The following is a 1,915-nucleotide window of genomic DNA, read 5'->3' as shown; positions in this document are numbered from 1 at the left end:
ATGCCGAGGTGGCGGAGATAGTCGAGACCGACTGCGATCGCGCGGCTGGCCTGATCCAGGGTCGTGTAAAGATCCACCTGCAGGCAGGTAACGCGGGCTCGTTCGATCGTCGTTGCGGCATGGGCCGACAGCACCGCCAGGCGCTGCTCGGCTTCCGCCAGTGCACCAGTGAGGAACTCACATTCGGCCCGGTGCAGCTCCAGCTCAAAGATCAGGTCATGCCGGCGCTCCCAAGACTCCCCTGGCAGCAGTGCTACGCCGGAGACCAGATAGTTCAGCGCCGAGGCATACGCCGTCGAGGTCTTGGCGCGTTTACCTGCAATGAAATTCAACTCTGCGACCCGCTCAAGCTCCCCAATTGACGTGATGAGATGCGAGCCGCGATTGAGCTGATTGACGATTTCGAAGACCGTCTCCTCCAGCTTCTCTGGAGGAGTCAGCGCTGCGAGCAGCATCCCTATTCGGAGATGGGCTTCGGCACGCGATTCCTCCGGGATCAAGGAGTAGGCGGCTTCCTGAACACGGTCGTGGAGAAACTTGTAGGAATCTTCCGAACGAAAGATCAGCCCTGCCCGCACCGCTTCCCAAAGCTGGCCATGTACCTCCTGCTCGGAGTCCTGGTAGACGATCCGCAACATGGTGAACCCTGCGTCGTTGCCCAGACAGGCGAGCTTCTGCAATGCGTTCCGGGTTTCGGCGGACAGGCGGTTCAGCTTCCCCACCATAAGGTCCACCACATTGTCGGTGTAGCCTTTGGCGTGAATGCGATTCAGGTCCCAGCACCATCGCGCCTCGCCATAATCGAAAATGAGCAATGCTTCGTCGGCGAGCGCAGAAATGAACTGAATAGCGAAAAGCGGATTGCCGGTTGTCTTCTCGTGGATCAGCTGTGCCAGCGGCGTGATTCTCTCTGGTTCGCCGTGAACAGAATCCGCGATGAGTTGTCCCAAGTCTTCACAGGTTAGGGGTGCCAATACGATGTCTTGCAATATCGCTCCAGCCTGGCGCATCGCTTCGAGCTTGCGCATCAGCGGGTGGATGGGATCGACTTCGTTGTTGCGGTAAGCGCCAATCAACAACAGGTTCTGCACATCCGGCCTGGTCAACAGATCCTCGAGCAAATCGAGCGTTGCTGCATCGAGCCATTGGAGATCGTCGAGGAACAGGGCGAGCGGATGTTCCGGCCGCGCGAATACGCTGATAAACCGCCGGAACACCAGCTGAAAGCGGCCCTGCGCATCCTGTGGCGGCAGCTCGGGGACCGGTGGCCGTTCGCCGATGATGTGCTTCAATTCCGGGACGAGATCAACAATGAGCCGACCGTTCGGTTCAAGCGCCTCGAGCAGCGCCTTCCGCCATTGCCGCACCTCCGCTTCAGTCTTGCTCAAAAGCGGGCGGATCAGGCTCTGAAAGGCCTGCGCAAGGGTAGCGTAGGGGATGTCGCGCTTGTACTGGTCAAACTTGCCCGATGCAAAAAGACCGCGGGGCGGAACAAGTGCCTTTTGAAGCTCGTTGACGACCGCGGACTTGCCGATGCCGGAGTATCCTGAAACCAGCACCAACTCCGGCCTGCCGCCGGCGACGATACGGTCGAAGGAGGCGAGCAGGGTATCGATCTCGGCCGTCCGACCATACAATTTTTCGGGGATCAGCAGCCGGTCCGGAGTGTCGTGTTCCCCGGGCGGGAATTCGTCGATATCGCCTCGGGTTTCCCATTCGGCAAGGCAACGCCGTAGATCGCGCTCGACACCGCCAGCGGTCTGGTAACGATCCTCGGGTGTCTTGGCCAGCAGCCTCATGATGATCGCCGAGACGGGCGCTGGGACACTCTGCAACCACTCCCCTGGCGGCACCGGCTTTCTGGCAATATGGCAGTGCACCCACTCCATGGGATCGGCCGCCGTGAAGGGCAGAA

General features: G+C 60.1%; 1 protein-coding gene. It reads right to left on the bottom strand.

Going from position 1 to position 1,915, the window contains the following annotated elements; translation table 11 throughout:
* Positions 1 to 1,915 (bottom strand): AAA family ATPase (locus JQ553_RS34190; protein ID WP_212504473.1); only part of this gene is annotated, 1,915 nt, incomplete at both ends.

The organism is Bradyrhizobium lablabi (assembly GCF_018131005.1).
Classification (GTDB): Bacteria; Pseudomonadota; Alphaproteobacteria; order Rhizobiales; family Xanthobacteraceae; genus Bradyrhizobium; species Bradyrhizobium lablabi_D.
The sequence above is the reverse complement of the archived record's forward strand: the minus strand, read 5'-3'. Positions and strand labels throughout refer to the sequence as shown.